The organism is Parageobacillus caldoxylosilyticus NBRC 107762 (genome assembly GCF_000632715.1).
GTDB lineage: Bacteria > Bacillota > Bacilli > Bacillales > Anoxybacillaceae > Saccharococcus > Saccharococcus caldoxylosilyticus.
The window spans coordinates 17,852-38,251 of sequence record NZ_BAWO01000057.1; the positions used below are offsets into that span (position 1 = coordinate 17,852).

34 protein-coding genes are annotated in these 20,400 nt (G+C 44.4%); 23 read left to right on the forward strand and 11 right to left on the reverse strand.

Going from position 1 to position 20,400, the window contains the following annotated elements; translation table 11 throughout:
• Positions 1 to 20 precede the first annotated feature (20 nt).
• Positions 21 to 1,835: an oligoendopeptidase F gene (pepF, locus tag GCA01S_RS15060; RefSeq protein WP_017436308.1), complete on the forward strand. Its 1,815-nt coding sequence runs from the start codon at positions 21 to 23 to the stop codon at positions 1,833 to 1,835.
• 22 nt (positions 1,836 to 1,857) lie between these two features.
• On the opposite strand, the gene GCA01S_RS15065 is transcribed toward pepF, so the two are convergent.
• From GCA01S_RS15065 to GCA01S_RS15085, 5 genes are all read right to left on the reverse strand, one after another.
• The gene (locus GCA01S_RS15065) at positions 1,858 to 2,055 is read right to left on the reverse strand and encodes a hypothetical protein (protein WP_017436307.1); all 198 of its coding nucleotides are present in this window, start codon (positions 2,053 to 2,055) and stop codon (positions 1,858 to 1,860) included.
• A gap of 315 nt (positions 2,056 to 2,370) precedes the next feature.
• Complete coding sequence (gene spxH / locus GCA01S_RS15070; protein WP_017436306.1) at positions 2,371 to 3,264, reverse strand: ClpXP adapter protein SpxH; 894 nt, start codon at positions 3,262 to 3,264, stop codon at positions 2,371 to 2,373.
• Positions 3,257 to 3,670 carry a globin domain-containing protein gene (locus GCA01S_RS15075; protein WP_017436305.1) on the reverse strand — a complete coding sequence of 138 codons (414 nt, stop codon included), beginning with the start codon at positions 3,668 to 3,670 and terminating at the stop codon, positions 3,257 to 3,259. Before GCA01S_RS15075 ends, spxH begins: the two co-directional genes overlap by 8 nt.
• A 140-nt stretch (positions 3,671 to 3,810) precedes the next feature.
• Complete coding sequence (locus GCA01S_RS15080) at positions 3,811 to 4,395, reverse strand: lytic transglycosylase domain-containing protein (RefSeq protein WP_042411083.1); 585 nt, start codon at positions 4,393 to 4,395, stop codon at positions 3,811 to 3,813.
• A 2-nt stretch (positions 4,396 to 4,397) separates the two neighbouring features.
• Positions 4,398 to 4,985, reverse strand: a complete 588-nt coding sequence (locus GCA01S_RS15085; protein ID WP_042411085.1) for a CYTH domain-containing protein — start codon at positions 4,983 to 4,985, stop codon at positions 4,398 to 4,400.
• A 130-nt stretch (positions 4,986 to 5,115) separates the two neighbouring features.
• On the opposite strand from GCA01S_RS15085, the gene GCA01S_RS15090 reads away from it, so the two are divergent.
• The 4 genes from GCA01S_RS15090 to GCA01S_RS15105 are packed head-to-tail and all read left to right on the forward strand — an operon-like array spanning position 5,116 to position 7,886.
• Positions 5,116 to 5,490 carry a UPF0738 family protein gene (locus tag GCA01S_RS15090; protein WP_017436302.1) on the forward strand — a complete coding sequence of 125 codons (375 nt, stop codon included), beginning with the start codon at positions 5,116 to 5,118 and terminating at the stop codon, positions 5,488 to 5,490.
• A gap of 17 nt (positions 5,491 to 5,507) precedes the next feature.
• Positions 5,508 to 6,146, forward strand: coding sequence for a GTP pyrophosphokinase (locus tag GCA01S_RS15095; protein ID WP_017436301.1), 639 nt, complete (start codon positions 5,508 to 5,510; stop codon positions 6,144 to 6,146).
• Positions 6,143 to 6,958 (forward strand): NAD kinase, encoded by an 816-nt coding sequence (locus tag GCA01S_RS15100; RefSeq protein WP_017436300.1) that lies wholly within the window; start codon positions 6,143 to 6,145, stop codon positions 6,956 to 6,958. The genes GCA01S_RS15095 and GCA01S_RS15100 overlap by 4 nt, the downstream gene beginning before the upstream one ends.
• Before the next feature lie 31 nt (positions 6,959 to 6,989).
• Positions 6,990 to 7,886: an RluA family pseudouridine synthase gene (locus tag GCA01S_RS15105; RefSeq protein WP_017436299.1), complete on the forward strand. Its 897-nt coding sequence runs from the start codon at positions 6,990 to 6,992 to the stop codon at positions 7,884 to 7,886.
• A gap of 17 nt (positions 7,887 to 7,903) precedes the next feature.
• Here the strand turns inward: GCA01S_RS15105 and prpE are convergent, their stop codons facing one another.
• Both prpE and GCA01S_RS15115 read right to left on the reverse strand, forming a co-directional pair.
• Positions 7,904 to 8,641: a bis(5'-nucleosyl)-tetraphosphatase PrpE gene (gene prpE, locus GCA01S_RS15110; protein WP_017436298.1), complete on the reverse strand. Its 738-nt coding sequence runs from the start codon at positions 8,639 to 8,641 to the stop codon at positions 7,904 to 7,906.
• A gap of 62 nt (positions 8,642 to 8,703) precedes the next feature.
• A complete protein-coding gene (locus GCA01S_RS15115) occupies positions 8,704 to 9,876 on the reverse strand; it encodes an FtsW/RodA/SpoVE family cell cycle protein (RefSeq protein ID WP_017436297.1) in 1,173 nt (390 codons plus the stop codon).
• 172 nt (positions 9,877 to 10,048) lie between these two features.
• Between GCA01S_RS15115 and fabI the strand changes: the two genes are divergently transcribed.
• The 14 genes from fabI (at position 10,049) to GCA01S_RS20210 (ending at position 16,707) form a co-directional block, all read left to right on the forward strand.
• Positions 10,049 to 10,825 carry an enoyl-ACP reductase FabI gene (gene fabI, locus GCA01S_RS15120; protein WP_017436296.1) on the forward strand — a complete coding sequence of 259 codons (777 nt, stop codon included), beginning with the start codon at positions 10,049 to 10,051 and terminating at the stop codon, positions 10,823 to 10,825.
• A 164-nt stretch (positions 10,826 to 10,989) separates the two neighbouring features.
• The gene (locus GCA01S_RS15125; protein ID WP_017436295.1) at positions 10,990 to 11,415 is read left to right on the forward strand and encodes a hypothetical protein; all 426 of its coding nucleotides are present in this window, start codon (positions 10,990 to 10,992) and stop codon (positions 11,413 to 11,415) included.
• Positions 11,402 to 11,749 carry a DUF1360 domain-containing protein gene (locus GCA01S_RS15130; RefSeq protein ID WP_042411087.1) on the forward strand — a complete coding sequence of 116 codons (348 nt, stop codon included), beginning with the start codon at positions 11,402 to 11,404 and terminating at the stop codon, positions 11,747 to 11,749. Before GCA01S_RS15125 ends, GCA01S_RS15130 begins: the two co-directional genes overlap by 14 nt.
• Positions 11,750 to 12,010: 261 nt before the next feature.
• Positions 12,011 to 12,136 carry a hypothetical protein gene (locus GCA01S_RS21055; protein WP_255212293.1) on the forward strand — a complete coding sequence of 42 codons (126 nt, stop codon included), beginning with the start codon at positions 12,011 to 12,013 and terminating at the stop codon, positions 12,134 to 12,136.
• 81 nt (positions 12,137 to 12,217) lie between these two features.
• On the forward strand, positions 12,218 to 12,436 hold the full coding sequence (locus GCA01S_RS15135; protein WP_174407504.1) for a hypothetical protein: 219 nt from the start codon (positions 12,218 to 12,220) through the stop codon (positions 12,434 to 12,436).
• Between the two features lie 30 nt (positions 12,437 to 12,466).
• Positions 12,467 to 12,667: a holin gene (locus GCA01S_RS15140; protein WP_042411091.1), complete on the forward strand. Its 201-nt coding sequence runs from the start codon at positions 12,467 to 12,469 to the stop codon at positions 12,665 to 12,667.
• Between the two features lie 129 nt (positions 12,668 to 12,796).
• On the forward strand, positions 12,797 to 13,003 hold the full coding sequence (locus GCA01S_RS15145) for a DUF1657 domain-containing protein (RefSeq protein ID WP_042411093.1): 207 nt from the start codon (positions 12,797 to 12,799) through the stop codon (positions 13,001 to 13,003).
• 90 nt (positions 13,004 to 13,093) lie between these two features.
• Entirely contained in the window at positions 13,094 to 13,570 is a 477-nt protein-coding gene (locus GCA01S_RS15150) for a YhcN/YlaJ family sporulation lipoprotein (protein ID WP_042411095.1), read from the forward strand.
• An 11-nt stretch (positions 13,571 to 13,581) separates the two neighbouring features.
• Positions 13,582 to 14,061 carry a stage V sporulation protein AC gene (gene spoVAC, locus GCA01S_RS15155; protein ID WP_017436290.1) on the forward strand — a complete coding sequence of 160 codons (480 nt, stop codon included), beginning with the start codon at positions 13,582 to 13,584 and terminating at the stop codon, positions 14,059 to 14,061.
• Positions 14,061 to 15,074, forward strand: a complete 1,014-nt coding sequence (spoVAD, locus tag GCA01S_RS15160) for a stage V sporulation protein AD (protein WP_017436289.1) — start codon at positions 14,061 to 14,063, stop codon at positions 15,072 to 15,074. Before spoVAC ends, spoVAD begins: the two co-directional genes overlap by 1 nt.
• Before the next feature lies 1 nt (position 15,075).
• Positions 15,076 to 15,432, forward strand: a complete 357-nt coding sequence (gene spoVAE, locus GCA01S_RS15165) for a stage V sporulation protein AE (RefSeq protein WP_017436288.1) — start codon at positions 15,076 to 15,078, stop codon at positions 15,430 to 15,432.
• Between the two features lie 11 nt (positions 15,433 to 15,443).
• Positions 15,444 to 15,650, forward strand: a complete 207-nt coding sequence (locus GCA01S_RS15170) for a DUF1657 domain-containing protein (protein WP_017436287.1) — start codon at positions 15,444 to 15,446, stop codon at positions 15,648 to 15,650.
• Between the two features lie 12 nt (positions 15,651 to 15,662).
• Positions 15,663 to 16,523, forward strand: a complete 861-nt coding sequence (locus GCA01S_RS15175) for a DUF421 domain-containing protein (RefSeq protein WP_017436286.1) — start codon at positions 15,663 to 15,665, stop codon at positions 16,521 to 16,523.
• 13 nt (positions 16,524 to 16,536) lie between these two features.
• Entirely contained in the window at positions 16,537 to 16,707 is a 171-nt protein-coding gene (locus tag GCA01S_RS20210; protein ID WP_183363849.1) for a hypothetical protein, read from the forward strand.
• Between the two features lie 121 nt (positions 16,708 to 16,828).
• On the opposite strand, the gene GCA01S_RS15180 is transcribed toward GCA01S_RS20210, so the two are convergent.
• A complete protein-coding gene (locus tag GCA01S_RS15180; protein WP_042411097.1) occupies positions 16,829 to 17,149 on the reverse strand; it encodes a thioredoxin family protein in 321 nt (106 codons plus the stop codon).
• 132 nt (positions 17,150 to 17,281) lie between these two features.
• On the opposite strand from GCA01S_RS15180, the gene GCA01S_RS15185 reads away from it, so the two are divergent.
• From GCA01S_RS15185 to GCA01S_RS15195, 4 genes are all read left to right on the forward strand, one after another.
• Positions 17,282 to 17,518: a hypothetical protein gene (locus GCA01S_RS15185; protein ID WP_017436283.1), complete on the forward strand. Its 237-nt coding sequence runs from the start codon at positions 17,282 to 17,284 to the stop codon at positions 17,516 to 17,518.
• A gap of 79 nt (positions 17,519 to 17,597) precedes the next feature.
• Positions 17,598 to 17,744: a sporulation protein YjcZ gene (yjcZ, locus tag GCA01S_RS19525; RefSeq protein WP_017436282.1), complete on the forward strand. Its 147-nt coding sequence runs from the start codon at positions 17,598 to 17,600 to the stop codon at positions 17,742 to 17,744.
• Positions 17,745 to 17,863: 119 nt separating this feature from the next.
• Positions 17,864 to 18,121 (forward strand): stage VI sporulation protein F, encoded by a 258-nt coding sequence (locus tag GCA01S_RS15190; RefSeq protein ID WP_017436281.1) that lies wholly within the window; start codon positions 17,864 to 17,866, stop codon positions 18,119 to 18,121.
• A gap of 144 nt (positions 18,122 to 18,265) precedes the next feature.
• Entirely contained in the window at positions 18,266 to 18,538 is a 273-nt protein-coding gene (locus GCA01S_RS15195) for a hypothetical protein (protein WP_017436279.1), read from the forward strand.
• Between the two features lie 27 nt (positions 18,539 to 18,565).
• Here GCA01S_RS15195 and GCA01S_RS15200 read toward each other — a convergent pair whose 3' ends face one another.
• The 3 genes from GCA01S_RS15200 to GCA01S_RS15210 all read right to left on the reverse strand — a co-directional run bounded on the left by GCA01S_RS15200 (position 18,566) and on the right by GCA01S_RS15210 (position 20,313).
• Entirely contained in the window at positions 18,566 to 18,997 is a 432-nt protein-coding gene (locus GCA01S_RS15200) for a GNAT family N-acetyltransferase (RefSeq protein WP_042411098.1), read from the reverse strand.
• Position 18,998: 1 nt separating this feature from the next.
• Complete coding sequence (locus GCA01S_RS15205) at positions 18,999 to 19,520, reverse strand: YjcG family protein (RefSeq protein WP_042411099.1); 522 nt, start codon at positions 19,518 to 19,520, stop codon at positions 18,999 to 19,001.
• A 64-nt stretch (positions 19,521 to 19,584) separates the two neighbouring features.
• Entirely contained in the window at positions 19,585 to 20,313 is a 729-nt protein-coding gene (locus GCA01S_RS15210) for an alpha/beta hydrolase (protein ID WP_017436276.1), read from the reverse strand.
• Between the last annotated feature and the right edge of the window lie 87 nt (positions 20,314 to 20,400).

The following is a 20,400-nucleotide window of genomic DNA, read 5'->3' on the forward strand; positions in this document are numbered from 1 at the left end:
TTCCAAAGGAGGTTGACAAAATGGAAGCGAAACAAACGAAAAAATCGCTGCCGTCACGCAGCGAAATTCCTGTCGAGGAAACGTGGCGTTTAGAGGATATTTTCCCGACGGACGAAGCGTGGGAGCAAGAATTTCAAGAAGTGAAAAAAATGATTCCGAAATTAGCGGAGTACCAAGGCCGATTAGGAGAATCGGCGGATGTGCTGTACGAAGCGCTCCAATACCAGGACGAAGTGTCCATGCGCCTTGGCAAGCTGTATACATATGCACATATGCGCTATGACCAAGATACAACAAACGCTTTTTACCAAGGTCTTAACGATCGAGCAACAAGCTTGTACAGCGAAGCGTCGAGTGCAATGGCGTTTATCGTTCCGGAAATTTTATCGATCGATGAGGCAAAATTGCGTTCGTTTTTAGAAGAGAAACAAGAATTGAAACTGTATGAACATGCGTTAGACGAAATTAACCGCCAGCGTCCGCACGTGCTATCGGCAGAGGAAGAGGCGCTGCTTGCCCAAGCGGCAGAGGTGATGCAATCGTCTTCGTCTACTTTTAGCATGCTGAATAATGCCGATTTAACGTTCCCGACGATTATTGACGAAAATGGAGAAGAAGTGGAAGTGACGCACGGCCGCTTTATCCGCTTTTTAGAAAGCACGGACCGACGCGTGCGCCGTGATGCGTTTAAAGCCGTGTACGATACGTATGAAAAATATAAAAATACGTTTGCCAGCACGTTAAGCGGAGCGGTGAAAAAAGATAACTTCTTTGCGCGCGTCCGCCGCTACAAATCGGCACGGGAAGCGGCATTAAGCAGCAACAATATTCCGGAAAGTGTCTACGATAATTTGATTGAAACGGTCCATGAGCATCTGCCGCTGTTGCACCGCTATATCCGCCTGCGCAAAAAAGTGCTTGGACTTGATGAGCTTCATATGTATGATCTATACACGCCGCTTGTTCAAGACGTGAAAATGGAAGTCACGTATGAAGAAGCGAAAGAGTACATGTTAAAAGGACTTGCTCCGCTCGGTGAAGAATATATTAGCATCGTCAAAGAAGGTCTTGAAAATCGCTGGGTCGATGTGCGCGAAAATAAAGGAAAACGGAGCGGCGCCTATTCGTCAGGGGCATATGGCACCCATCCGTATATTTTGCTAAACTGGCAGGATAATGTGAATAATTTATTTACGTTAGTTCACGAATTTGGCCACTCTGTGCATAGTTATTACACACGCAAAACGCAGCCGTATCCATATGGAGATTATTCCATTTTTGTCGCTGAGGTCGCGTCGACATGCAATGAAGCGCTGTTAAGTGATTATTTATTAAAAACGATCGACGATGAGAAAAAACGATTATATTTGCTTAACCATTATTTAGAGGGGTTCCGCGGAACGGTTTTTCGGCAAACGATGTTTGCTGAGTTTGAACATATGATCCATATGAAAGCGCAGGAAGGAGAGGCGCTGACTGCTGATTCATTGACTTCTCTCTATTATGAATTAAATAAAAAATATTTTGGCGATGACATTGTCGTTGATCAGGAAATTGGCTTAGAGTGGGCGCGCATTCCGCATTTTTATTACAATTATTATGTGTATCAATATGCCACGGGTTTCAGCGCCGCGACGGCATTAAGCAAACAAATACTTGAAGAAGGAGAGCCGGCGGTGAAGCGCTATATTGAATTTTTGAAGGCGGGAAGCTCCGATTATCCGATTGAAGTGTTGAAAAAAGCCGGGGTAGATATGACGAGCACGGAACCGATTCGTCAAGCATGCCAAGTGTTTGCGGAGAAACTGGAGGAAATGGAAAAGCTGTTATCATAACTGGTTTAAGACGAATGTGGCGTCAATGCCACATTCGTTTTTGATAAAATCCTCTAAATTGGTTGCGGCTGTTCCAAGTGGAGATAAAGCCGAAAATCGTCAAAAATAAAAGCGGCATTGTAATAAGCATAGGAATAAGATGCATGAGGCCAAACAAATTTAGGCAAAATGCCGTCAGCATGGCGATCCCCCAGAGAAATAGTGCCATTCGTTTTTTCATGCTTTTCCTCCCCCTTAGTGGATTTTTACTTTTATTATATGAATGGCGCAAAGAAATACATGCGCTTTTCCACATTTATGACAATAATGTGAACAAAAGCACAAAGTGGTTGTCAAACCTTGCTGCGATTTGTTAAGATAATATCGTGAATGAAATCACAAAACTTAATACCCCTTTGTTTGACCGTGAAAAATTTCTCCCATCCCCTTTGTTGTCTTGACAATAAACGACAAAATGGGTTTCAGATGAATATCTGAAACCCATTTTGTCAACAGTCTGAAAGCCCGGCTGAATGCCGGGCTTTTTCTTTGTTTTTTATTTTTTTTCGGAAATATAGCGCCAAAATGTCCCATGTTTGACCGGTACTTTTTTAACTTTTTGTTTCAGCTGCAGCTTTTTCATTTCTGTTTCGGCCTCATGGACAGTCATATTGTAAACAACGGCAATCTCTTTCGTGGCGACGAATTTGAAATGGCTTAAAAATGACTCGAGTGGGGGAGGAGGGGATGGTTCTGGCTGGAAGCCAAGCATTTCATAAATAAGTTCAACGTAAATTTCATAAGGATAACATCCGGAAATTTTAATGCCTTCATCCTCAATGTTTTCGTTAAAAAAGACGAGCGTTGGAATTTCATGGACATCCATCTCTGACGTAATTTTTAAGTCGCACTGAAACGCTTTTGCTGCGCTTGGCGAATGTAAATCGCGAATGAATTCATCGACATCCAGTCCAGCGTGTGCAGCGCAATCGATTAATACAGAGATGTCAGATACATTTTGTTTTTCCAAAAATAATAATTCCTGCAATTTGCGCAAAAAACGGATTCCTGCGCGTTTCCCCTGCAATTCTGCCGCTTTGATAGCGATCGATGGGGCAAACGGGCTAGAAATCGGATTTTCCAGCCATAGGCTTCCATCACATGACATTCCTGAACGGCTCGCCGTCCGCTCCCACACTTTGGCGATGGTTTCTGGCTTTTGGTGCTTCCGAGTATTGAGCGTCGACAATTTTCCGCCTAGGACATGTTTCAATGTAAAAAAGCGTCCGTATTCAATTACCAGCTTTTTAATAATTGGTTCAAGCCCCCAGCATTCTGGACATAAAGGATCAATGAACAAATAAATCTCTAACGGTTTTTTCTCGTTGCAGCGCGGCTGGGAAGCAGACCACCACTCCGGTGCTGGCTTCCCAGCTAACTTGTCATTCAAGGGAATGCTCCTTTCTTTCCAAATTGTCTGGGGTATTAATCATATGGTGGGCCGTTAGCACGAGACGATGATAAAATTGCTCGCGCGCAGGTCCAGACAGGCCGGCTTCATCCATCGCCGCACGCATGCAGGAAAGCCATGCCTCAGCCCGGGTCGGCGTAATTTCAAACCGCAAATGGCGCGCCCGCAGCATTGGATGCCCATGCTCCTGCGTGTAAAGGGGCGGCCCGCCTAAATATTGCGTTAAAAATTGCTTCTGCTTTCGTGCTGTTTCCGTTAAATCATCCGGGAAAATGGGGCTTAAATCTGGATGTTTGGCAACGCGTTTATAAAAAGCTTCCACAAGCCTTGCAACCGTTTCTTCCCCACCGATCGCCTCGTAAAGTGTTTGCCATTGTTCAGCCATCGTGAATGCTCCTTTGTGCGTAAAATATGGTGTACAATGATTTTACTGCTATTTTAGCAATGAAGCGTATTTATCTCAAATAAAGTGACTTGAAGAACAAGAAGCAATTGCTTCAAAAAATGGATTCAATTGTGAACGCGTTACGAGTAGTATGTGTCAAGGATTTTCTTTACATATGCTTTTGTTTCGGCAAACGGTGGAATTCCTTTGTAGCGGTCGACGTTCCCCGGACCGGCGTTGTATGCGGCAAGGGCAAGCGCGACATTGCCATTATAGCGGTCTAATAGCTTGCGCAAATATTTTGTGCCACCTTCAATGTTTTGCGCCGGATCGAATGGATTATCGACCCCAAGCATCTTTGCGGTGCTTGGCATCAGTTGCATAAGGCCAAGGGCGCCTGCATGGCTGCGTGCGTTTGGGTTAAAATTCGATTCGTGGCGAATAACGGCGCGAATCAGCTGCGCGTCTACACCATATTTTTTGGCAGCTTGGGCGATCAGTGTATCGATATCGGTATGTTTAAAGCTGGATGCCGCTTCATGGCTGGCTGGCGCAGCCGTGCCTTGATTTTCAGCGGCTTGCGGCATCGGCTGCTTTGCTATGTATTGCTGCAACAGCTGCGTAAACGACCATGGCTGATTTTGTTCCCATGAGGTTGGGCGTTGGGCGGAGAAATTTTGCAACGCCTGAAGCTCTAATAGTAATTTTATGGTAGGAACGGTCATCGCTACTCCTCCATTTGATATTTTTTTGCATAGAAGCGCTGAATTTTATTTGGCGCTGGCCGGATCGGAATATGCAGCGAACAAAGCAACTGTAAAAATTGCTGTTTTCCGTTTTCTACATCTTCCGTTTCGTATTCCAACTCGTAATCCTCTGTACCTAGGTAATAATTACGGTCAAGAAACAGCGTTCCACCTTTGTACGTCCATTGAGCGCGATCGGTCGTTAACGTGCCAAAATGATGGAGCGCTGCGGGCGGCACGCCGATTTCCTGAAGAATGGCCGCTACCTTCCCTTGAACAACGGCCGTGCCGTTTAAAAGGGCGCCCGCCTCCTCTTTTGTAAGGCGCTGATGTGTCTCGAGCAGCACTCCTTCTGCCTTCGTCTGCTTTAATGTTAATGTGTAAATGCCGTTTTTGACACGGATGCGCAAGGCTGCCTGTTTTTCCTTTAATGCGAATTGCGGTGTATCCAAATAATGATTTTCTTGACGTTCAAAAGCGTGGTCATTAATGTGAAACACTTCACGGATTTGTGTGAATTCCATTTTTGTCAGTAAATTTTTAAATTCGATTTCGATTTCTTGACGCATCGTTTCTCTCCTCTATCCATCCGTTTCAGTTTTATTATCGGATGTTTATCATTGAATATCAATTATTTATTGCGCATAGGGTGATTATGGTAAAATAAAAGAGGATTGTTGATGTGGAAGGAGATTTGGCATGCGCAAAAAATTAGTGATCGAAAAAGTGGAAAGAAAAGACAGACGATTATATCTCATTAATGATCATCCTCCATTTTCGCTTGAAGAAGCGAGGCCAAAAGGTCATATGCTTGTGGATTCCGACCATCTTTCGTTTATTTATATATTGGAAACGGACGAAGATTTTATTTACGTCGCGATTCCATATGAGTTTTGGAACGATGTGAAACAAGCATTGGCAGAAGAGGCTGCCGTTGTACTAAAAAGCGGAGAGCTGGAGCTTGAATTAACAAGCTTTAAGGAAGAGTTAACTTATTTGATCGAAAATATTGACGGCAATGCCAATTATGGCGAACAAATGGAGCAGGCCGTAAAAGAAATTTTTCTTACATAACATTGGCAGGTGGTACGATGGTCAAACATTGGGATTTATTTTTGGCACCGTATAAGCAGGCAGTTGAAGAGCTAAAGGTAAAGCTCAAAGGGATGCGCGCCCAGTTTGAAATGTTGGGGGTGCATTCGCCGATCGAATTTGTCACTGGAAGAGTGAAGCCAGTCGCCAGCATTTTGGATAAGGCGCAAAAGAAAAACATTCCGCTTGATAAACTGGAAGAACAAATGCAAGATATTGCCGGGCTGCGGATGATGTGCCAATTTGTCGATGACATTAAGACAGTAGTAGAGCTGCTGCGGAAACGAAACGACTTTGAAATCGTTGAGGAGCGGGATTACGTTACACAGAAGAAGGAAAGCGGCTATCGTTCCTATCATGTCGTCATCCGCTATCCAGTGCAGACGATACATGGAGAGAAGAAAATTTTAGCTGAAATTCAAATCCGCACTCTTGCCATGAACTTTTGGGCGACGATTGAGCATTCGTTAAATTATAAATATAGCGGCCGTTTTCCTGAAGATATTAAAGCAAGACTGCAGCGCGCCGCTGAAGCAGCCTATCGTTTAGATGAAGAAATGTCGAAAATTCGTTTTGAAATTCAAGAAGCGCAAGCCGCTTTTTCACGAAAACAGGAAACAAAAGGGGAACAATTATGAGAGGAACACAAGCGCCGCTGAAATTTGCAATCACCTCCAAAGGGGATGAAACATCCAACACGCTGACGCAAAAAATCAAAACGTATCTATTGGATTTTGATTTACAGTACGATGAGGATACTCCCGATCTTGTCATTTCCGTGGGCGGTGACGGGACACTATTGTATGCGTTCCATCGCTATTGCCGTCGCTTGGATAAAACGGCATTTGTTGGCGTACATACCGGACATTTAGGCTTTTACGCCGACTGGGTGCCGGAGGAAATTGAAAAGCTTGTCATCGCTATTGCGAAAACACCGTATCAGGTTGTCGAATACCCATTGCTGGAAGTAATTATCCGCTACATAAACGGGGGACGGGAGGCAAAATATCTTGCCTTAAATGAATGCACGGTAAAGAGCGTCAGCGGTACGCTTGTCATTGATGTAGAAATCCGCGGCGATCTATTTGAAACGTTTCGCGGCGACGGGTTATGCATCTCTACGCCAACGGGAAGCACGGCCTATAACAAGGCATTGGGCGGCGCGATTTTGCATCCGTCGCTTGAAGCAATTCAAGTTACCGAGATGGCGTCGATTAACAACCGGGTATTCCGAACGATCGGGTCGCCGCTTGTTCTCCCTGCCCATCATACATGTATGTTAAAGCCGGTAAACGATGTCGATTTTCAAATTACGATTGACCATCTATCGCTTTTGCATAAAGATGTGAAATCGATTCAATGCCGCGTCGCAGACGAAAAAATCCGGTTTGCCCGTTTCCGGCCGTTTCCGTTTTGGAAGCGGGTGCGCGATTCCTTTATTGCCGATTGACAAATAAACACATAAAGGCAGGTAGACAGTGTTGTCGCAGTTTACGCTCACTTGGGTTATTACGAAACAAGAGGAAGGCAAGCTTATTCGCGAGTTTTTAAAAGAAAATGGCATTTCGAAAACGGCGTTGACCGATATTAAATTTCATGGCGGAGCTATTTATGTCAATGATCAGCCGGTGACGGTCCGCCACCGCCTTGGCGAAGGGGAGAGGCTGCGGGTCGTATTTCCTCCGGAGCTTCCAAGCGAAGGAATGGCACCGGAGGCGATTCCGTTGGATATCGTATATGAGGATGAGTATGTATTGGTGATCAACAAGCCGCCATGGATGGCGACGATTCCATCGCGCCAGCACCCTGGAGGGACCCTGGCGAACGCCTTGCTTTATCATTATCAAAAGCAGCAGCTAGCGTCAACGATTCACGTTGTCACGAGGCTCGACCGTGACACTTCCGGGCTTGTGCTGGTCGCCAAGCACCGTCATCTTCATCATCTTTTGTCCACTTTGCAAAAACAAGGCAAAGTAACGAGGCGTTATGAAGCGATTTGTCACGGACGTGTCGGCAAGGACGAAGGGACCATTGATGCGCCCATCGCCCGCAAAAACGACAGCATTATTGCGCGAGAGGTTCGCGAAGACGGCCAGCGAGCCGTTACTCACTTTCGCGTGTTGCAACGGTTTCATGACTATACACACTTATCACTGCGGTTAGAGACAGGCCGCACTCACCAAATTCGCGTTCATTTGGCCCATATTGGGCATCCGCTCGTTGGGGATGAATTGTATGGCGGAAGCCGGGAAGCGATTAGCCGCCAGGCGCTGCACAGCAAAGAGCTTTCGTTTTTTCATCCGTTGAAGCAACAGCAATATACGTTTTCCTGTCCGCTTCCTGATGATATGAAGCGGCTGATCGAGCGGATCCGATAATAGGGGCAGGGATGGTGCTAATCAAACGTTCTGAATTTTTCCGGAACATATGGTAAAGAAGATGGAACCGAGACCGTTTCCATTTCCGGATAGCGAAAAGCAGTCAGAGCGCCGCCAAATACGCAGCCGGTGTCGATGTTGATCGTATGATTGATGATTCTAGGCTGTTTGACGGGAGTATGGCCGTATACAATCCATGCTTCTCCTTTGTAATGTTTTGCCCAGTCTCGTCTCACGGGCGTTCCATCCGGATTCGTTTCCCCCGTAATATCGCCATAAAGCACGAACGTTTGCACTTTTTTGTCGGTTCGCCCAATGTAGTCTTGGCGGATTCCGGCATGGGCGATAATCAGGCGACCGTTGTCGAGCTGGGCATACAGCGGCGCCGTTTCATACAGCTTCATAAATTTTTTGCGAATCATCACCTGCTCGCTCGGCGGCAACGAGCGATACTCCGCTACCGTTGTTTCAAGACCGTGTGCAATTTGCACGTTTCTTCCTAAAAAAAAGCGGTATAGTTTATTGCAGTGATTGCCGGGAACGTAATATGCCAGATTTTCCCTGACAAGAGAATAGACGGTTTCGATCGTTTGCAATGATTGCGGACCGCGGTCGGTTAAATCTCCGACAAAGCCGAGCTTTCGTCCATCGGGATGAATGGGAATGCCGCTGTTCCATTGATAGCCAAGCTGTTCCGTAAGCTTGACAAACTCGTTGTAACATCCATGAACATCGCCAATAATATCGATTTGCATGAGGTTGTTCTCCTTTCTCATATGACTAGTATAAAATAAAAAGCCGCTGATCATGCGGCTTTTTACTCTTCAGTGGAAAACATAAATTTTTTCGTGCGCGAATGAACATTGAGCACAAGACCAATTGCCAGCATGTAAGTGGCGAGCGAACTTCCCCCGTAACTAATAAATGGAAGAGGCAGACCGGTGATTGGCAAAAGACCGATCGTCATGCCGACGTTTTGAAAGACTTGGAAGGTAATCATGCCGATAACGCCGGCGCATAGGTAGCTTCCATATAAGTCGTTGCTTTCTAACGCAATATGAACCATGCGGTAAACAAGCAGGAAAAAGAGCGAAATGACGACGCTGGCGCCGATAAACCCGAACTGTTCGGCGATGATGCCGAAAATAAAGTCGGTATGTGCTTCCGGGAGGTATACTTGAATATTGCCAAATCCTTTTCCATACAATTCTCCTGATCCGATCGCAAGCAGGGAGCGAATAAGCTGGAATCCTTGTTCATTCGAATATTCGTACGGGGCAAGCCAACCGTAGAAGCGGTTTAGCTGGTAATCCTCTAAAATATATTTGTGGAAAAAATCAGGGAATTGAAAGAAAATAAACACAAGAATTGCCGCAGCCGCTATTCCGGAAAAGATGATGCCAAAAATAATGCGCCAGCGGATGCCGGAAACGAGCACAAGCGAACCGGTAATGGCGACAAACACCATCGACATTCCTAAGTCCGGCTGTTTCATCAGCAAGATGAGCGGCGGCAAAACAGTTAAGGCGATTTTGCCAAGCAGCCTAAAGTCATCTTTCACGGTCGGCTCTGGATATTTCTCGCGATGATTGATGATAACGCGGCCAAGGACGATAATCATAAAAATTTTCATCAGCTCGGACGGCTGAAAGTTTCCGCCTGGAAGAGCATACCAGCTTGTCGCCCCCTTAATCGTGACAGTGCCAGGGACGTTCAATTCTAACCCAAGCAACAGCAACATGCCAAATCCATATAAATACCAGGCGATTTGAAAAAAACGGTCATAGTCGATAATCATCGTTAAGGCGATCACAACGGCGCCAATTCCATACCATTGCAATTGCTTATAGGCGAAATTGACATGCTGCAATTTTTCCGGTAATGTAGCCTCTGCGCTATGAATTGCGATCGCGCTGACGATAGCCATTAAAAACAAAATAAACAACAAATTATAATCCAGCTTGGACTGTGATAAACGATCTCGTTCCATATGATGATCCTCTCCGTCATGATAAAAACGTGCCATATATCATATTAACGAATTACGATATTTTTGCAAAGGGGTTTGTCTCATTTACTTTCCTAGTAACTTATCATATAATAAAGTTAACACTAGGTACTAATAACAAATATTAATTGTAATGGATATAGGAGGATGACGAATGAATTTATCGTTAAAGGGACGTACATATGTCGTGATGGGAGTGGCGAATAAACGCAGCATCGCCTGGGGAATCGCAAGATCTTTGCATGCCGCGGGGGCGCGTCTCGTTTTTACGTATGCCGGAGAGCGTTTTGAAAAAGAGGTGCGCGCGCTTGTCGATACGCTTGAAGATGAAAGCTCCCTTCTCTTGCCTTGCGATGTGACAAAAGATGAGGAAATTGTTCAATGCTTTAAGCAAATTAAGGAACAAGTCGGTGTCATTCACGGTGTGGCCCATTGTATTGCCTATGCAAACAAAGAAGACTTAAATGGAGAGTATATGAAAGTGAGCCGCGAAGGCTTTTTGCTTGCCCATAATATTAGCGCTTATTCATTAACCGCGGTTGCCAGAGAAGCAAAAGAGCTGATGACGGAAGGTGGAAGCATTGTTACGCTGACATATCTTGGCGGCGAGCGCGTCGTCCAAAATTATAATATTATGGGAGTTGCAAAAGCGGCGCTCGATGCAAGCGTTAAATATTTAGCCAACGATTTAGGAAAATACGGCATCCGCGTCAATGCTATTTCTGCCGGACCGATTCGTACATTATCGGCAAAAGGGGTCAGCGATTTTAATTCGATTTTAAAACAAATCGAAGAACGCGCCCCGCTTCGCCGCACGACGACGCAAGAAGAAGTTGGCGATACGGCGCTGTTCTTATTTAGCGACCTGTCGCGCGGCATTACGGGCGAAATTATTCATGTTGATTCTGGATATCATATTTTAGGATATTAACATAAAAAGATTGCAGGCAGCCGCTATCTTTAACTGTTTGACTGTTTGAGCTGTTCCGATAGATAATGGAGCAGCTCAATTTTTTTGCCCAACTTCTTGGCAATATTCTCAAAATGAATCGCATACATATATAAGGCAACAGTCGAAAAAGGAGGGGGCTACCGATGAAACGGCGTGACATAGTGGAAAACGAACCGCTTCTTTATATTGTGCAGCCTAAATTGGAGCGTGCAATCGCTTATATGCAGCAGACGTTTAAAAGCAAAGCGACCATCGAGCAAAGCGAATGGGAGAACGACGAAATTGTGCAAGAAAACCAGACTCAGCAGCAGGAAAAGCAGTTTCAACAGATGTCATTGGAGGAACAATTATCGTTTTTGGCAAGCCTGACTGAACCCCACTCTCATATGAGATGCAAGCTTGTTAGCAAGGGTGGAGAAAAGGAAGGAATAATTCGCAAATATGATGGAACGGAAATCACCATCGATACGGTTTCGGGAACATTTGTCATTCCGAGAAAGGAGGTTGTTTCTGTTACGTTAATTGGGTTATCGGGGAAGGAGGAAGCAGAACAGCGTGACGGCGACTGAACTTTTTCTTTTTATTTTAGGAACGTTTCGCCTAACGAGATTGTTGATGTATGATGCGATTACATCTTTTTTGCGAAAGCCTTTCCATGAAATCACCGAAGAAACATTGCCTGACGGAACGGTACAGTCATTTTTGCATATTAAAGGAAGCGGATTGCGTCATTGGATTGGCGAGCTGTTAAGTTGCTATTGGTGCACAGGAATTTGGTGTGCGGCTATTCTTTATATCGGAGATATGCTTTACCCTGTATTATTTCAACCGCTGCTGATCATCTTGGCGATTGCCGGCGGTGCCTCGCTAGTCGAGTGGGCGATGGAAAAAGTGGATGCGTAAAAAGAGCGATTCCCGCTCTTTTTTGTTTGCTATAATTGTCCACGAATACAAGTAAAGCAAGAAGCGCTGCGACATCATTGAATAGTGACTGCTGCTTGTGGATCTGTCGGTTCTGCTTTTACATTGCGTGAATTTTTGGCAACTGTTTTTTGGCAAATGCTGATGATATCCGAAAAAGCAAAACGTGATGAAAAAAGAGAAACGCATTCTGTTTGTACCACATAAACTAATAATACATTACACAGCTTGGAGGTTATAGCGATGAAAAAACCAATTCCATCTTCTAAACAAATTAAGGCAAAAAGGGTGCTTTCTCCTAAAATGACGCCTGCGAAGCGGGCAGGAGGATGTGGCTGCGTCAGAACGATAAAAAGAAATAATGGATGAACTATGAAAAACGCCTATACCTCCATTGGCCCAGTTGCATAGTCTAACAATGCAACAAGTCGACAGGAAGGAGGAATAGGCGTGTCTGATCGTAAAAAATTTCGTGTTATTCGTGTCGATAAGTTAATTATTCACGCTGACGATGTGGTCATTGTTCCGCGCGGCCGCATTCGCGACCCATGGTTGTTTCCGCATCGCATCGATGTAGAAGCAATCGAAGATGTTCATGAAGAATCACCGCGTGAGGATCATGAACATGATGATCGTAAAGAGGAAAGAAGACCTTTTTCCTGGATTTAAGCATTAGTGAAAACGGATGGAGAAGCGTAAGTGGAACGCTTTAAAAACTATGGGTTCTGGCTTGCCATTGGTTCTTTTGCCATCTTGGCTTTGCAAACACTTGGCGTTGATACCGATTTAGGGAAATATGAGCGGCTATACAAAGCGTTTTTAAGCATTCTTGTCGTAGCAGGGGTTATCAATCCGTCCCTTGGCCGCGGCTACTCCGACAAGGTGAATAAAGGAAAATAGGTAAAACGCAGGCTGTCCAATCCAACGGACAGCCTGTTTTTGTAAAAAGTTACATTTATATTTTCCCGCTAAAAAGCCATTCTAACAATTGTAATCACCATTTTTGAACAAATCGGGAGGTAATCAAACATGACAGTTGCAACACAAGTACAACAAACATTGGCAGGTTTAAAAGCAGCACAAGCAAGCTTTGAAACATTCGCATTGCAGACAGAAAACCAAGCTGCAAAACAACTTTATCAACAAGCAGCACAACAAACACAAGCGATCGTTGATTTAGTCAACTCGCGCGTGCAAGAAATTCAAAACGAAGAGCCACAATATAAACAACAATAACGTAAGAAGAGCAAGTGTTGGAGTCATGGATGGGAAAAGGTTGGTCACCGGCCAACCTTTTTGAAAATAAATACATAAAGGAATGGGTTGATGAACATGAGAAAGTGGTTGCTCATAGCGCTGGCCATCGTCATGGTGATGGGCGGCTGCGCCAAAGAAAAAGGAGTAAAACAACAATCCATGCAAGGAACGAATCTAATTCGCACAAATACAGATGGAACAGCAAAACGAGCCAGTATAGATCAGCGGCCGGCAGAACGGGCAGTGGCATATGTGCGTTCACGGGATGATATCAAAGATGCCGTTGCGGTCAATACAAGGAAGAAACTGCTCGTTGCTTATCAAATCAAGCACATGGATCGCTTTTACCGCAAACAAATTGAAAAAGAAATACACGATCATCTAAAACGCTTATTTCCAGATTATCAAATTATTTCATCTAGTGATCTGAAAATATTTTGGAAAACAAAGGAGTTAGTGGATAATCTGGAAAATAAAAAATGGGATGAAACAAAAACGAACAAGCAAATTCAAAAAATTAAGCGGTTAAGCGAAGATTCCGCATAAGGGGTGGCACCATGGCAAACGAAAAACGAAAAAAACTTACTCCTGTACAACAAGAATACCATTTATTTGAAAAAGCGCGGGAAACGAAACGTCCCGTCGTAAAAAACTGCTTTCGCGCCTTTCTTGTTGGCGGGTTCATTTGTATGGTTGGACAAGCGATTTCATACTTTTATATGTATTTTTTCGATTTTACCGAACAAACGGTGGGAAACCCGACGGTAGCAACGATGGTATTTATTTCGATGATTTTAACCGGATTTGGGGTATATGACCGCATTGCCCAATTTGCTGGGGCAGGCAGCGCCGTTCCAGTTACCGGTTTTGGGAATGCAGTGATTTCAGCAGCGATTGAGCACCGGACAGAAGGATTTGTGCTTGGGGTCGGCTCCAACATGTTCAAACTTGCCGGTTCGGTCATTTTATTCGGCACGTTTGCCGCTTTTGTCGTTGCCTTAGTCAAAACAATCGCCACACAGTGGGGTGGTTTATAATGTTAAAAGGGCATCGGACATGGGTATTTGACAACAAACCGGTCATCATCTCGACGGCAACGGTCGGCGGACCGTTTGAGGCAAACGGCCGCATCGCCGACGATTTCGACCTGCTGCATGAAGATTTATGGCTCGGTGAAGATTCTTATGAAAAGGCCCACAAAGTACTGTTGGAAGAAGCGATGTTTAAAGCGATGGAAAAGGCCGGAATAGAAAAAGAAAAAGTGCAATTTTTGATCGCCGGAGATCTTATTAATCAGATGACTCCAACCAGTTTTGCGGCAAGAACGATTGGTGCTCCCTACCTCGGCGTGTTTGGCGCCTGTTCTACTTCGATGGAAGGACTGGCATTAAGCGCTTTTATTACGAATTACGGCGGGGCAGACTATATACTGACAGGAGCGGCAAGCCATAACACGGCGGTGGAAAAGCAATTCCGCTACCCGACGGAATATGGGGGACAAAAGCCGCCGACAGCTCAATGGACCGTAACAGGAGCAGGGGTCGCGCTCGTTAGCCCGAAAGGAGACGGGCCGCGCATCACCGCAGCAACGATCGGCCGCGTCGTTGACATGGGTCTGAGTGACCCATTTAATATGGGAGGAGCCATGGCGCCGGCGGCAGTGGATACGATCGAGGCGCATTTGCGCGATATGCAAGTCGATGCTTCTTACTACGATCTTATTGTCACAGGCGATTTAGGGAAAATTGGTCGCAACGTGTCGCTCGATTTGCTTCGCCAGCATGGAGTGAAGATAGAAGAAGAACGTTATCAGGACTGCGGTTTGATTATTTACCGCGAAGGACAGCCCGTGCTAGCGGGAGCAAGCGGTGCGGGGTGTTCTGCGGTGGTTGTATACGGGCATTTATTAAATCGCATGAAACGCGGGGAATTTAAACGCATTCTCGCGGTTGCCACCGGCGCGCTGTTATCGCCGCTGTCGTTCCAGCAAAACGAAACGATCCCGTGCATTGCCCACGCGGTGGCAATTGAGTATGGAGGTGAAGCGTAAGATGCTGGCGACGTTTTTTTGGGCGTTTGTTGTTGGCGGGCTTATATGTGTCATTGGCCAAATTTTAATGGATGTATTTAAATTAACGCCTGCGCATACGCTGACCATATTGGTGGTCGCTGGCGCTATTTTGGATGGGTTCGGTTTGTACGAACCGCTTATTGATTTTGCCGGCGCCGGCGCAACGATCCCGATCACCAGTTTCGGAAACTCCCTTGTCCATGGGGCGCTGCAAGAAGCAGATAGGCACGGGATTATCGGGGTGTTGACGGGAATGTTTGAAGTGACGAGCGCCGGCATTTCCGCAGCCATTGTTTTCGGCTTTATCGGCGCGCTATTATTCCGCCCGAAAGGATAGGAGGGAGAACGATGACTGTTGCTTCGCAAGTAAAGCAAAGTTTAGCAAGCTTAAAAAGCATTCATGCCGGATTGCAGGAACTCGCCCTCGTTTCGCAGGATGAAGAAGCGCAGCGAACATTTCATGAAGCGATGATGATGACGGAAGAAATCATTGCCGATATTAAAAATCGCATCGGCAAAATGGAGCGAGAGGAGCCACAATATCATGGAAAGTAAGGAGCATGATCGATGCCTGTATGGTTAGAAGTAGCAATTCGTTCGATTTCCATCATCATTGGCTTGTTTATCATTACGCGAATACTGGGAAAAAAACCATTATCTAAGCTTTCATTTTTTGAGTATATCATCGGCATTACTGTCGGTGATATCGCTGGAACATTGTCAATGGATTTAGGTATTAGCTTGGAGGAAGGCATTACCAGCATTTTGATTTGGTCGTTGTTTCCCGTGCTCACTTCTCGCATTTCACTACGAAATAAAAAATTTCGTAATTTTGTGGAAGGGAATTCCACTATTTTTATCAAAAATGGAAAAATATTAGAGGAAAATTTAAAGCGCGAAAAGTATACAGTAGATGAACTTCTTGAACAACTTCGCAAAAAAGATGTATTTCGCGTGGCCGACGTCGAATTTGCCGTTTTGGAGCCAAACGGCGATTTAAACATACTGTTGAAACGGGAAAAACAGCCGCTAACGGTCGGCGATGTATTTCCAAACCCGCCATCGGAAAAAGAGCCGCAAACGGTCATTATGGACGGCATGATTTTAGATGAGCCGCTGGCGACGATGGGGCTGAGCCGCGGCTGGCTCAAGCAGCAGCTAGACAAGCAAGGGGTTGCCATCGAAAACGTATTTCTCGCGCAAGTGGATTCTTACGGACAGCTGACATTGGATTTGTATGATGACAAAATCCAAATTTCTGAGCCGCAAGAGAAAAAACTGCTGCTGGCAGCGATCAAAAAAGTGCAAGCGGACTTTGAATTATTCGCTTTGCAGACAGAGTCAAAAGAAGCAAAAGAGCTCTATCAAACAAATGCTGAAAAAATGCAAACGTTATTGCAAAAAGTGGAGCCATTTTTAAGAAACTAAAGGAGGCATCATGATGGAACAAAAACGAACTCGAACAACCGATGAAGAAATTACAATCGAATTGAAAAAAAGCGACCGCGGGCAAAAAGCAAATACGACGGATGAAGAAATATCGATCGAATTTATGCACAGTGGGAACAATGTGACGCACCAGCCAAAAGATTATGAAGAGATTGAGTATTAACAGGAGTATGAGGAAGTATTTCGTATGGTGGTGCGGTCATCGACCGTTATAATAGAGCTTTTTATGGAAAAAGCCGCTGCGGATATTTATCCGACAAGCGGCTTTTTCTTTTTGTAGAAATTTATACGGTTAATGACTGCAAAAACGCTTTTACTTCTTCCGGTGTTTTCGCATTGGCGCTATGGAGATGGGCCATTTTTTCTCCATTTCGGAAGACGAGTAAACTTGGGATGCCCATAACTTGATATTTTTCAGCAAGCTCTGGAAAATTGTCGCGATTGATTTCAAACCAATCGTATTGCGAATATTCCTTCACAATGTCATCGATAAACATATTCAATCTCATGCAGTCTGGGCACCACGTTGTATAAAATTTGACAACCACCGGTTTATCGCTGGAGATAATTTGTTGGAATTGCTCGGCCGTTTGTATTTCTTTCAATGCTCTTTCCTCCTCGAACAAAATGATGTCGTTTATACTTTATCATATTTTGTCCGAAAGAAAGAATTGAAACGCCTTGGCACATCAATGTATATGCTGCATACACAAATGGTAAGGAAGGAGGGAGAAGGAGTGAGTAAAGAATTGGAAAAGGCGCTTGAAACATGGGCCAATTCGCGAAAAGAAGGGCATGAGCAGTTTATTCAGCTATTTGAACAGTGGGGAAAAAATTTCGATAAGCAAATCCAGGAAATCGAAAAGTTAAACAATCAATTTTTAAAGGATGTGCAAGGAAATTTGGATTATATCAACAAGTGGTTTGCCAAAAAAGAAAATGAATTTGCCAAGTTATTCCGCATATTTGGGTAACATATTTCCACATGTGCCTATACCGGTTGCAAGTACGATGAATAGGATGAAGTAACAAAGCGTAAGGAGGTGCACCACTATGGGCTTTGGATGCTGCGGTTTTGGAGGTTACGGTTACGGAGGTTACGGCTACGGAGGCTACGGCTTTGGCGGCGGCAGTAGCTTTGTGTTGATTGTTGTATTGTTCATTTTGTTAATTATTGTCGGTACTTCAATTATCGGCTAATGTCATGTAACGGGTACGGGCTGTTCTATTCGGCGGGCAGCTCGTACTTTTTCTTTCACATGTATGCACTTCTTTTTTTTCATTTCATACCATATAGGAGGAAAAGGAGGAGTTGGTAAATGGATAATCAGTTTTTTAAAAATATTGAAAAGAAAACAGGCGTAAACATAAAAGACATATTGGAATTGGCAAACTCCTTACAACATGCCAACTTTAAAGATGAAAAAACGGTACGTCATGTGATTCAGCGCGTCGCACAAATCGCGAACCGGAAAGTGCCGAAAGAATTGGAAGACCAAATTGTGAAAACGATCATTCAAAACGGAAAACAGCTTGACTTCAGCACGATCGCCAACATGCTGAACAACAAAAAATAGGCAAAAGGGAGCCTTCCAAATCGGAGCTCCCTTTTGCCATTTATCATTTATTTGTTTCAAGAAATGATGGCCGTCACTGAAAATGCCGATGAAGTTATTGGACAGAGAGGCCGTTTATATTGACAAAATAGCGTTGATTGAGCGATGATTATTCTCGCTAATCAACATGTTTGTCATTACAAAAAAAGACGTTATGACGGTTATATGGCCGAAGCGCAGATGCATGAAACGAGCTTAAAAAGTACGGAGCAAATTCATGAAATGGGCATCTATTGGGGAAGCGAATGGAATTGTATTTCCTCCTGGCTGCTATATCGTACGGCAATAACCGCTTATTTAACAAAGCTCGTCCAAGACGGGAAGACAGTGACCAACGTACGAAGCCATTCTTTATCGATTGCCGGGAAAATGAGGTGAGGGACCGTACCATCGTTTGATACGGTCTTAAAGCGATTTTACCATTGTTACATGGGGGATTCCAGCATCCATAAACACATCGGAAACAGTTTGATATCCAAGTTTTTGATAAAATGGCTCTGCATGTGTTTGCGCATTCAGCTTTACTTTTGGGACACCCTGTTTTTTCGCAAACTGCTCAATCGTTTCCATAATCAGTCTTCCTGCCCCGCGGCCGCGATACGATGGCAAAACACAAATTCGTTCGATCTTACCGAGACCGTTATCGATCATGCGAAATCTGCCAGCACCAACCGGTTTTTCTCCATCGTACAAAACAAAATGCATAGCTTCCTGCTCAAATTCATCGATTTCTTCCTCTTCTGGAACACGTTGCTCCTCAATAAACACGATTCGCCGAACAAGCAAGGCATCCTTATATAATGACGGATCGCTTTTTTTTCCAATCACTACGTTCATGTTACTCCTGTTCCTTTCCTCCAACAAGAAAAGTCTCGTATACTGTCCATGAGCCGTTTTCCAATTGATAGAGAAGGTGGAAGCGGTCAACCGTTTCCTCAAAATGAACCTTTTGCATTTGTAATTGTCCGTATACATCAGCATATTCAGCACTTGGCAAATCACGGCCGATGGTAATATGAGGAACAAATACGTATTCTGGTTTATCGGCAAAAATTCCGCTGTGAAGCCGTTCATAAAGGCGCTGCAGCGTTTCGTTCGGCTCCACTTTTAAATAAATAACATTGCTCGCTGGATAAAACGAGCTAAATTTTGTCACTTTTAACGGAATGAGATCTGTTTCAGCCGCAATTTTGCGCAATTCTTTCACCATTTCTTTAATTTGCTGGTCGTCAGCTTCAAAAGGTTCTTTTAAGGTTAAATGCGGCGGAATGAGGGCGTAATGGCTATCATAACGCTTTCTATAGGAATTGGCAAAATCCTGTATTCGCTTCGAAGGAAATAAAGCAATACCATATTTCATAAAAACCCCTCCTTATGATAAGTAGTACTTAATTATAACAAAATTCCGAAAAGTATGGTAGTGTTTACAACGAAAGGAGATGCGCAATTGCGCGCGGAACGTCAGGCTGCCAATATGTCCATGCATGACCGCCGTCAAATTCGTTGTACTCATACAAAAATCCTTTTTGGATAAACGCTTCACGTGCCTTTCGATTCGGAGTGATAAAATCACGCACGTTTCCGTCCGTCGTCTTTACTGCTGTTTCGTTTGTACCTACCGAGTGATAAATTTGCAATAATGGTGGTTCCGGAAAATGCAAAATTTTTTCGATGATCCCTTCATCGATATATGGCGACTGCATCGCAATTTTTCCAAATGTATGCGGATACAACAATCCAGCCATCAGAGAGACGGTGCCGCCAAGGGAATCACCGATGAGCGCGCGCCCTTTCCCGATTTGGTACGTAGGAAACGTTTGATCTAAAAACGGAACGAGCTCATGTGCTAAAAAACGCAAATAACGGCTGTTTTTCTTTCCGCTTGGATGATATTTCTCGTAGCGGTCTTTAACATCATGATACGGGATTCCGATGACAATGGTGCGATCAATCTTGCCGCTTTCCATCAGTTGTTCGATAACGCTTTTGATTTTCCCGTACATAAAATAATCTTTCCCATCCTGTGCGATAAGAAGAGAATACTTATGAAGCGGAGAAAACGTGCTTGGCAAATAAGCAAGCAGCGTTATTTCTTCTTCGAGCTCATTGCTGTAGATCGTATAATCATGCATCGTTCCTTTTGGTGTCGCCATGGTGCATCCTCCATAAAAACAACAATTCACCTGTTATTGTAACATATTTTTGCTAAAACATGTTAATAAACACCGTTGAACCGATGA

Coding starts and splice junctions, on each gene's coding strand:
- GCA01S_RS15095 (WP_017436301.1), top strand. CDS start 5,508: ATGGTCAAACATTGGGATTTATTTTTGGCACCGTATAAGCAGGCAGTT.
- GCA01S_RS15100 (WP_017436300.1), top strand. CDS start 6,143: ATGAGAGGAACACAAGCGCCGCTGAAATTTGCAATCACCTCCAAAGGG.
- GCA01S_RS15125 (WP_017436295.1), top strand. CDS start 10,990: ATGAAACGGCGTGACATAGTGGAAAACGAACCGCTTCTTTATATTGTG.
- prpE (WP_017436298.1), bottom strand. CDS start 8,641: ATGCAAATCGATATTATTGGCGATGTTCATGGATGTTACAACGAGTTT.
- spoVAE (WP_017436288.1), top strand. CDS start 15,076: ATGCTGGCGACGTTTTTTTGGGCGTTTGTTGTTGGCGGGCTTATATGT.
- pepF (WP_017436308.1), top strand. CDS start 21: ATGGAAGCGAAACAAACGAAAAAATCGCTGCCGTCACGCAGCGAAATT.
- GCA01S_RS15115 (WP_017436297.1), bottom strand. CDS start 9,876: ATGGAACGAGATCGTTTATCACAGTCCAAGCTGGATTATAATTTGTTG.
- GCA01S_RS15090 (WP_017436302.1), top strand. CDS start 5,116: ATGCGCAAAAAATTAGTGATCGAAAAAGTGGAAAGAAAAGACAGACGA.
- GCA01S_RS15195 (WP_017436279.1), top strand. CDS start 18,266: ATGATTATTCTCGCTAATCAACATGTTTGTCATTACAAAAAAAGACGT.
- GCA01S_RS15145 (WP_042411093.1), top strand. CDS start 12,797: ATGACAGTTGCAACACAAGTACAACAAACATTGGCAGGTTTAAAAGCA.
- GCA01S_RS15205 (WP_042411099.1), bottom strand. CDS start 19,520: ATGAAATATGGTATTGCTTTATTTCCTTCGAAGCGAATACAGGATTTT.
- GCA01S_RS15085 (WP_042411085.1), bottom strand. CDS start 4,985: ATGCGTCAAGAAATCGAAATCGAATTTAAAAATTTACTGACAAAAATG.
- GCA01S_RS15170 (WP_017436287.1), top strand. CDS start 15,444: ATGACTGTTGCTTCGCAAGTAAAGCAAAGTTTAGCAAGCTTAAAAAGC.
- GCA01S_RS20210 (WP_183363849.1), top strand. CDS start 16,537: ATGGAACAAAAACGAACTCGAACAACCGATGAAGAAATTACAATCGAA.
- GCA01S_RS15065 (WP_017436307.1), bottom strand. CDS start 2,055: ATGAAAAAACGAATGGCACTATTTCTCTGGGGGATCGCCATGCTGACG.
- fabI (WP_017436296.1), top strand. CDS start 10,049: ATGAATTTATCGTTAAAGGGACGTACATATGTCGTGATGGGAGTGGCG.
- GCA01S_RS15190 (WP_017436281.1), top strand. CDS start 17,864: ATGGATAATCAGTTTTTTAAAAATATTGAAAAGAAAACAGGCGTAAAC.
- spoVAD (WP_017436289.1), top strand. CDS start 14,061: ATGTTAAAAGGGCATCGGACATGGGTATTTGACAACAAACCGGTCATC.
- GCA01S_RS15200 (WP_042411098.1), bottom strand. CDS start 18,997: ATGAACGTAGTGATTGGAAAAAAAAGCGATCCGTCATTATATAAGGAT.
- GCA01S_RS15175 (WP_017436286.1), top strand. CDS start 15,663: ATGCCTGTATGGTTAGAAGTAGCAATTCGTTCGATTTCCATCATCATT.
- GCA01S_RS15150 (WP_042411095.1), top strand. CDS start 13,094: ATGAACATGAGAAAGTGGTTGCTCATAGCGCTGGCCATCGTCATGGTG.
- GCA01S_RS15075 (WP_017436305.1), bottom strand. CDS start 3,670: ATGGCTGAACAATGGCAAACACTTTACGAGGCGATCGGTGGGGAAGAA.
- GCA01S_RS15210 (WP_017436276.1), bottom strand. CDS start 20,313: ATGGCGACACCAAAAGGAACGATGCATGATTATACGATCTACAGCAAT.
- GCA01S_RS21055 (WP_255212293.1), top strand. CDS start 12,011: ATGAAAAAACCAATTCCATCTTCTAAACAAATTAAGGCAAAAAGGGTG.
- GCA01S_RS15080 (WP_042411083.1), bottom strand. CDS start 4,395: ATGACCGTTCCTACCATAAAATTACTATTAGAGCTTCAGGCGTTGCAA.
- spoVAC (WP_017436290.1), top strand. CDS start 13,582: ATGGCAAACGAAAAACGAAAAAAACTTACTCCTGTACAACAAGAATAC.
- yjcZ (WP_017436282.1), top strand. CDS start 17,598: ATGGGCTTTGGATGCTGCGGTTTTGGAGGTTACGGTTACGGAGGTTAC.